Consider the following 8,772-nt stretch of genomic DNA (forward strand, 5'->3'; position numbering starts at 1 on the left):
TCGATCGAAGCAAAAATTGTTCCCGCAGTTGATATCCATTAAATTCCATTTGCCGCAAAATCATCCTGACCCCCGGCTATGACCCATGAAGCTAGTCATGAATCGGAAGTATCGGCAAAAAAAACCTAAATCTCCACAGGCTCCGCATGGGAAGGTGAGAGTTCAATGAACAAGAAGTTTTTCAGTTTAATGATAATGTTCCCTCTGCTAGTAACCGATACAGGTCAAAGTTTTACCCAAAGTATCGATCGGATCGTTCCCCGTATTGAGATTTCCCTGTCGATCGCAAAAGCTGCCGTGTTACCATCCGATCTCAACCGACTGGAGCCGTTTATACTTACGGCTAGAGGTGGACAGTCGCCAAAATGCCGCCGGACAGGGCTGGGCTGCAAATAAAGTTACGCGGTTAATTTGGATATTACACAGATTTCTCTCACAGTAGCTCGTACAAGGGGTAAAAACCTAGACGCTTCCAGGTAAAGGTAATGGTAAAATACGTCGATCGCCCACAAACCTCACTCGTGTTTACCGGGTGAGAGCCTGTCTTGCGCGTAAATTATTATGACTGATGTCTGATACGTCTGCGGCAAAAATATGCACCCTTATTTTACATCTCGATAGAAAAAATCATGGCAAAGGGAGCTATTTTGCAATCGATCCGATTTTAGCAAAAGCGCAAAATTTTCACTTGTGGGTAACTCGAAACAACTACTAAAAGATGCCGCTGTACAGAACGATCGCTCCCTGAATACGCTAAAGCGAGCGATCGCACTTTCTCAGGGGCAATTTTCTTTGGTGTTGGCGAACTGTAACTATGGGCGCTTGCGATCGCAGATACTACAACGTTTGCGAGAACTTTCCAGTTTCAATATTCGCGAAATAGTTCTGCCCGAATTAACTACAAGAATTTATCCTATTATTCAAGCAGAATTGGGAGATACTCGACCTTCTGCTTTAATGATATTTGGTTTGGAATCTGTAAGCGCGATCGAAAGCTTGCTAACTTCCAGCAATCAAATGCGAGATGAGTTGCGTCAAAGTTTTCCATTTCCTTTGGTACTGTGGATAAACGATAAGCTACAACAAAAACTAATCAAATTTGCGCCGGATTTGACAAGTTGGGCAGCCACGCCAATTAAATTTGTCATTGCCACAGATGAATTAATAGATTCCTTACGCCAAAATGCAGATTCTTTATTCGCTTCCATTTTAGAATCTGACGCGGTTAATTGTCTGAACAATTCAGCGCTCGACTTAGAAATTGGTTCTTCGCGTCGCCTAGAATTAGATTTTGCTCAAACAGATTTACTTCATCGCGGCATAAAGCTCGATCCCGAACTAGAAGCAAGCTTAGAATTTGTCTTCGGTCGCGATGCTTATGCTAACGATATAATTGATGTCGCTTTAGATTGTTATCAGCGTAGCTTAGCTTTTTGGCAGCAGGTAAATACAGATTTTGTTTTGAGAATACCGGATGTAAATAACCACTTAAACGATCCAAAATCCAAAATCCAAAATCCAAAATTAAAAGAGGGATTGCTGCTATTTCACATCGGTCTTTGCTATCGCAGAAAAGCAGATTTAGAACCCGCAAAAAGCCGCCGTCATTGGGAGGAAGCACGCAAATATTTACAGCAATGCGTGAATGTTTTTGAAGAGCTAGAACGGCCAGATTTAGTCGCGAAATTCATCGGACATCTGGGCGAAGTATTACGACGGATGGAAGATTGGGATAATTTACAAAATCTGGCCAACAAGTCCTTACAACTGCATATAACTTACGGAAATACAGACTTTAGTAGTGAAATTTTACAACTAGCTCAAGATTATGTATTCTTGGCAGAAGTAGCTCTCAAACGACAAAACTGGGAAGGAGCTTTGTATTTAGCGACTTTGGCAAAAACTACTTTATCTGATGTGGGAAAATACCCTCAACATGAAAATTTAGCTCTTTTACTTTTAGGTATAGCTCAACAGCAACTCGGTCAAATAGAGTCGGCTATAAGTAATCTGGAAATGGCTCGTTCTGCCAGCAATGCTCACTACGACCCTCGCCAATATATACGTATTTTAAAAACTTTGCGATCGGTCTACTTCCAGCAGAGTCAATATCGAGAAGCATTTCAAATCAAACTGGAACAACGTTCGATCGAACAGCAATATGGTTTCCGCGCTTTTATTGGTGCAGGTCAGTTAGAACCTCAAAGACAAGCTACTAACCCCGCATTAGTAAATATCGATCGTACTGGAGCAAATGCCGGATATCAAGGAACAGTTGCCCTAGAAATTGCTACTTCCGGACGCCAACAAGATGTTTATCGTCTCATCGAAAGAATTAGCCGTAATGACCAAAAACTAACTGTTATTTACGGTCAGTCAGGTGTAGGGAAAAGTTCGATTGTCAATGCAGGATTAGTACCGGCATTAAAACAAACTAGCTTTGGCGCAAGAGATGCTTTGCCAGTTGTGCTGCAAGTTTACACAGATTGGAGTGAAACCTTGGGAAGAGGACTGGCACAAGCGCTCAAGGAAATTAAAAATATTCGCCTAAATTACCCCCTGTACACACCACAATTAATATTAGCACAACTCCAGAAAAATCAAGAAAGAAATTTGTTAACTGTGCTAATTTTCGATCAGTTTGAAGAATTCTTCTTTGTCGGCTCTAATTCATCTGAAATCAAACATTTTTTTGATTTTCTGCGATATAGCCTTAATCTTCCTTTCGTGAAAGTCATACTTTCCATAAGAGAAGATCATCTGCATCGTTTGTTAGGTTGTCAGCGCCTTACTAACTTGCCAATAATAAACAACGATATCCTCAGCAAAGATATCCTCCATTACATAGGTAACTTTTCGCCAGCAGACGCCAAAGCGCTAATTCAAAGCTTAACGCAGCGTTCTCAGTTTTATTTGGAAGAAGCTCTCATTGATGAATTAGTAAGAGATTTGGCCGCAGATTTTGGAGAAGTAAGACCCATTGAATTGCAGGTAGTGGGAGCGCAGCTCCAAGCAGAGAATATCACAACACTTAGTAAATACCAAGAGCGCGGGCCTAAAAACCGACTTGTAGAGCAATTTTTACAAGAAGTTATTCATGATTGTGGCCCTGAAAACGAACAAGTAGCGCTACTTGTCTTGTACTTACTCACAGATGAAAACGGCACAAGACCGATCAAAACTCGCGCTGAATTAGCATCTAACTTAGAGGCACTAGAAGAGCCAAATAACTTAGACTTAGTGTTGTGGATTTTAGTCAAATCCGGGTTAGTTTTTCAGTTACCGGAATTTCCGGCACAGCGCTATCAACTAATTCACGATTATCTAGTTACTTTTATTCGCTATTTGCAACAACAGGAGTTAGGCTTGTTGGAACAAGTTGAAGAACAGCGAGAAGAACTGATCCGCAGGCAAACAGAAATTGTACAACTTCGTCAAGAAAAAGAACTTTTGGCAGAAATAGCAGATGTACGCTATCAATTCCTGAACGACTATCTCCAAACTTTGACTCGTCATTCAGAAAAACAAGGCTTGTTAGCCGAGTTAACAGATTTGCGTCATCGGGAAGAACTGAGTCAGGTTGTAATTGAGCAATTGCGCCAGGAAAAAGAACTGCTAGCTGCACTTGCAGACGCCAAAGAAAAACAAAAAAGAAGTGAAGCTTGGCGCAAGCGAATTCAGACAGGAAGCTTAGCAGCTGCCTGCGGGGCTGTATTTATATTGACCGGCTTGGTATTCTCGGTAAATTCGCAAAAAAAATTAGCACAAATTAGCCAAATCAAGGCGATAAGTGCTTCTTCAGAAGCCCTGGTTGCTTCTAATCGAGAGTTTGATGCGTTAATAGAAAGTTTGAGGGCAGTTAAACAACTGAAATCAATTTCTACGACAGAAGCTGAGATCCATATTCCAGTTGTAACGGCACTGGGACAGGCAGTTTACGGAGTCAGAGAGTACAACCGTTTGGAGGGACATACTAATAATGTTCTGGGCGTCGTTTTCAGTCCGGATGGAAAGATTATCGCCACCGCCAGCGATGACAAAACAGTAATATTATGGAGACGGGATGGCAGTTCGATCGCCACTCTCACAGGTCATAAAGCGGGAGTTGCCGCCGTCAGTTTCAGTCCCGATGGCCAAACTCTTGCGACCGCCAGCGCCGACAACACCGTCAAACTCTGGCATCGCGACGGCACTTTACTGCGTACCCTAGAAGGGCATACAAATGATGTGACTTGCGTAACTTGGTCACCCGACGGTCAGACTGTGGCGACCGGCAGCGCCGACAACACTGTTAAACTGTGGCGGATTGACGGTAGATTAATCAGAACTTTTAAAGGCCATACTGATTGGGTACTGGGCGTTAGTTTTAGTCCCGATGGCCAAACGATCGTCTCTGGTAGTGTAGATAAAACCATCAAACTCTGGCGACTGGATGGCAAACTAATCAATACCCTCACCGGACATCGCGATGCGGTTCAAAATGTCGCATTTAGTCCCGACGGTAAGTTAATTGCAAGTGCTAGCGAGGACAAAACGGTCAAACTCTGGCGACTGGATGGAACTACGATCGCCACTTTGACCGGACACAAAGATTTGGTGCTAGACGTAAGTTTCAATCCGCAAGGCGATGTGATTGCCTCCGCCAGCGCCGACAAAACCATCAAACTCTGGCAGCGCGACGGTACTTTAATCAAAACCCTCAGCGGACACGGGAATGGCGTAAGGGCGGTAGCGTGGTCGCCCGACGGTGGGACTCTTGCCACCGCCAGCGATGACAACACCGTTAAACTGTGGAGAATTGACAACAAGTTACTAAAAAGGTTAACAGGTCATCAAGATTGGGTCAACAGCGTTAGTTTCAGCCCCGATGGGCAGATTTTGGCTTCCGCCAGTTCGGACGCAACTGTCAAACTTTGGCGGCGTGACGGTAAGTTGCTGAAAACGTTGACGGGACACAGCAACTGGATTCTCGATGTTAGTTTTAGCCCAGATGGGGAGACTTTAGCTACTGCCAGTGAGGATACAACGATCAAACTTTGGCGGCGGGACGGTACTTTACTCAACACCCTCAAGGGACACGATAAGTCAGTCACCAGCGTGACTTTTAGTCCCGACGGTCAAACGATCGCTTCTTCAAGTGAAGATAAAACTGTGAAACTCTGGCGGCGCGATGGCACTTTACTTCAAACTCTCAACTTAAATGTCAATGGGATATGGGGGGTTCGTTTCAGTCCGGACGGTCAGATAATTGCTTCAGCTACTAAGGATGGTACTGTCAAACTTTGGAGTCGGAACGGTAAAGAAATCGCTACTTTGAAGGGGCATAACGGGTCGGTGAATTGGGTGAATTTCAGCCCGGACGGTCAAATAATTGCCACTGCTAGCGATGATAAAACTGTTAAACTTTGGACTCGGAACGGCGCTTTCATCGATACTTTAAAAGGACATAGCGGTTCGGTGAACTGGGTGAGTTTCAGCCCGGATGGCAAGACGATCGCTTCTGCTAGCGATGACAATACCGTTATACTCTGGAATTTTAACACTAGGGAACCCAATATTTTGAAGGGTCACAAGGGTAAGGTTTTGAGCGTGAATTTCAGCCCGGATGGCAAGACGATCGCTTCTGCTAGTGAGGATAAACAGGTGATTTTATGGAATTTGGATCTCGAATATCTCCAGGTACGGGGTTGCAATTGGGTACGCGATTATCTGAAGACTAATATCAATGTTCGCGAGAGCGATCGCAACCTCTGCGAAAATTAAAAATTAGCTCTTTAATCTTTATCGCAACCCATGAGGCGTCAATTAGGAAGTTGTCAATTCTACAAAATGTTTAATTCTAGATTTTTCTTTCCCGACGCCCTAGCCCCTTATGATGGTTGCACTCGCGAGTGCAGTTGGTCTATACTTTGTTCCCAATTGGCTCCGTCAAAGGGAATAATGCGAAATTTAGACATCGCATCGCCATCCAGACAGCGCACGTTTACATCGTAGTCGTTAGGATGCGATCGCGGTCTATAAAATGCGTGAATTCCGCAAATACCGCAGAAAGTATGTTTCGCGACACCAGTATTAAATGTATAAGTCCTCAAAACATCTTCACCGCTTAGCAGCGTAAACTTTTCCGGCGGTACAATCAGATGTAAAAATCCCTTTTTTTTGCATATCGAGCAATTGCATTCGTCCGCTTCGTGCTTCTCCACCACCACCCGAAAGCGGACAGCGCCACAGTGACAGCCACCATCGTAGATTACGGGTTTGTCGATTTCTACAGTCATTTGATTAAACTCCTTGTCGCCCCAAATTTTATCATATTTTCGCTCATTTCAGGCTGCTGTTGGCAATGCGTGAAGTACCGCCAAATAATTTGCGATCTAATTCCAACATCGCACAAATACGAACTCTAGTTTCTCAGATCGAACCGACTGACGAACAGGTTGTCCAAATTCCGCAAACAACCAGTTTAGGTTGAGTGTAAATTTGGTCGTTTGACCTTGTGCAAGAGTGGAGATAACCAAAAAGTTGCTAAACAGAAAAACAAACCTGTTAAAAATTTAGATCTGAATCTAGACATCTTATATTTAGATGCCAACCGATTTAAATATCATCTTCATCAATTAAATCCAGCAAAGCATTCAAGCTGCCTTCAAAATCAGCTTCTAACTGTTCTTTTATTGGTCTGAGTTCTTCAGCAAACGGTTGATTGTTAATTTGGCCATCAAAAGTTTCTATAATTGTCTTTATAGCTTGCAGCCTAGCGGCAAGCGTTTTAATCGTTTGCCACTTCTCGCTAGAAAAATCACTCATGTTTAAGAGGGGGTTACGAGATTGGTAGATTAGTATTACTGGTTTCAGAAAGATTACCTTATCAAGGTTAAATTTAATTTATAATGATATTAAGTTTGGTTTATTCTGGAAATCCTTTTAGCTGGCTATCATCTTAAATAGCTACAACGATCGGAAACAAAGGTGATTTCTGCGCGAGAGCCAACCTATTAACAAAAATTTGCAATAACATCAGAGAGGATAAAATCGAATGAAGATAATTTTGCATATCACGAAGCGCGAACAATGGGAGCAAGCACAACTCGATGGCTTTTATAAAGGCGATACATTAGAAACAGAAGGATTTATCCATTGCTCAACACCGCACCAAGTTGTCAAAACAGCCAACAAATATTTTGACAATCAAAAAGGTTTGGTAATTCTTTGGATCGAATCTGACAAAGTTCGAGCGGAAATTCGGTACGAAGGTGTGGGAGAGGAACATTATCCTCATATTTACGGGATCTTAAATATTGATGCAGTTACCCAAGTACTAGATTTTGAACCGCTTGACAATGGCGAATTTGAATTACCGACGAACTTAGGTGATACAATGAAGGAATAATTTAACCAGGCAGAATGGAGAACCAACAAAATCAAAAGAGCATTGTTGGTAATCGATGTCCAGAAAGAATACTTCACAGTCTAAAAATGAAAACATACGATTGGATTGTTATCGGCGGCGGGATTACTGGTGCGGCACTTAGTTACGAACTGGCAAAAAAAGGGTTTTCTGTACTTTTATTAGAACAAAACGCCGCACCAAATAATGCGACTCGCTACAGTTATGGCGGTTTGGCATATTGGTCGGGGACAACAGAATTGACTCGTCAACTGTGCGCGGAAGGAATCAATCGCAATCGCATTCTCTCCCAAGAATTAGACATCGATACACAATTTCGCGAATTAGATTTAATCCTAACTATTGATGCCGAAGATAACCCGGAAAAAGTTGCAGCAGCATACAGCCAATGCGTCATCCCTCCCAAGTTAATTAGTGTAGAAGAAGCTTGTGCGATCGAACCTTTACTCAATCCAGATTCTCTGAGTGGTGCTTTAACAGTAAAACACGGTCACATCAACTCAGAATTAACCGCCCAAGGTTACTGTCAAGCGACAATTAGGAGAGGCGGGGAGATACAAATTGCTAAAGTATGGGGATTTGTTCGAGAAGGCGATCGCATTTTGGGAGTACAAACTAACATTGAAACATACCACAGCCTCAACATCGTTGTTTGTGCAGGTGGGATTAGCCGACAATTGCTCAAAGATGCAGGCATATCGGTACGCCTGTATTTTTCCCATGCCGAACTGATAGAAACTCCTCCCGTCGATTTGCAATTAAATACCTTAGTAATGCCTGCCCAACTGAAACGCTTTCAACTAGAAGCTCAAACAAGCGCGGCTGAGTTCGATAACTTATGGAACGAGGGTCAGAAACCAATACCGTCGCCAAATGCTACCATTTTAGATGCCGGTGCGATTCAATTTCAAGATGGCAGCATTATAATGGGGCAAATCAGTCGCGCTCTCACCGACCCGTATGCCACAATAGACCCAGAAGCCAGCGAAACTGCTATTCGAGCCGAAGTTGGAAAAGTCCTACCCGCATTGGGGAAATTGCCGGGAACGTGGCATCACTGTTTAGTTGCTTTCAGCCACAATCGCTTACCCGCAATCGGTAAATTACCAAGCATAGAAGGTCTTCACATATTTTCCGGATTCAGCAATCCGCTGGTATTCGTACCGCCTCTAGCCCAAAGATTTGCCGCTTGGGCAGATGGAGATAACGATCCGATTATCGAACAAATTGCGATCGCACCCTAATCTATTGCCAAAATTTTGATTACCGGCATTGTCAACTTATTTTAGATTTTGGATTTTAGATTTTGGATTGGCTGGGTAATGAGCGAACAAAGCAACTTTCAAAAACAAAAAACGTCTTTG

At 43.1% G+C, this 8,772-nt stretch carries 7 protein-coding genes; 5 read left to right on the top strand and 2 right to left on the bottom strand.

Annotation, left to right across the window (positions count from 1 at the left end; genetic code table 11):
* Window positions 1–165 precede the first annotated feature (165 nt).
* The gene (locus tag H6S82_RS09820; RefSeq protein WP_190472747.1) at window positions 166–396 is read left to right on the top strand and encodes a hypothetical protein; all 231 of its coding nucleotides are present in this window, start codon (window positions 166–168) and stop codon (window positions 394–396) included.
* 294 nt (window positions 397–690) lie between these two features.
* Entirely contained in the window at window positions 691–5,763 is a 5,073-nt protein-coding gene (locus H6S82_RS09825; protein ID WP_190472750.1) for a hypothetical protein, read from the top strand.
* Between the two features lie 107 nt (window positions 5,764–5,870).
* On the opposite strand, the gene H6S82_RS09830 is transcribed toward H6S82_RS09825, so the two are convergent.
* Window positions 5,871–6,278 carry a GFA family protein gene (locus H6S82_RS09830; protein ID WP_190472753.1) on the bottom strand — a complete coding sequence of 136 codons (408 nt, stop codon included), beginning with the start codon at window positions 6,276–6,278 and terminating at the stop codon, window positions 5,871–5,873.
* Between the two features lie 65 nt (window positions 6,279–6,343).
* Here H6S82_RS09830 and H6S82_RS33940 point away from each other — a divergent pair, with 65 nt between their 5' ends.
* Complete coding sequence (locus H6S82_RS33940) at window positions 6,344–6,472, top strand: hypothetical protein (RefSeq protein WP_255512296.1); 129 nt, start codon at window positions 6,344–6,346, stop codon at window positions 6,470–6,472.
* A gap of 125 nt (window positions 6,473–6,597) precedes the next feature.
* Here H6S82_RS33940 and H6S82_RS09835 read toward each other — a convergent pair whose 3' ends face one another.
* On the bottom strand, window positions 6,598–6,807 hold the full coding sequence (locus H6S82_RS09835) for a hypothetical protein (RefSeq protein ID WP_190472756.1): 210 nt from the start codon (window positions 6,805–6,807) through the stop codon (window positions 6,598–6,600).
* Window positions 6,808–7,036: 229 nt separating this feature from the next.
* Between H6S82_RS09835 and H6S82_RS09840 the strand changes: the two genes are divergently transcribed.
* Together H6S82_RS09840 and H6S82_RS09845 are read left to right on the top strand one after the other, a co-directional pair.
* Window positions 7,037–7,390, top strand: coding sequence for a DUF952 domain-containing protein (locus H6S82_RS09840; RefSeq protein WP_190472759.1), 354 nt, complete (start codon window positions 7,037–7,039; stop codon window positions 7,388–7,390).
* A gap of 86 nt (window positions 7,391–7,476) precedes the next feature.
* On the top strand, window positions 7,477–8,652 hold the full coding sequence (locus H6S82_RS09845) for an FAD-binding oxidoreductase (protein ID WP_190472761.1): 1,176 nt from the start codon (window positions 7,477–7,479) through the stop codon (window positions 8,650–8,652).
* Window positions 8,653–8,772 lie beyond the last annotated feature (120 nt).

Origin of the sequence: Planktothrix sp. FACHB-1355, assembly GCF_014748295.1 — a bacterium.
GTDB lineage: Bacteria > Cyanobacteriota > Cyanobacteriia > Cyanobacteriales > Aerosakkonemataceae > Aerosakkonema > Aerosakkonema funiforme_A.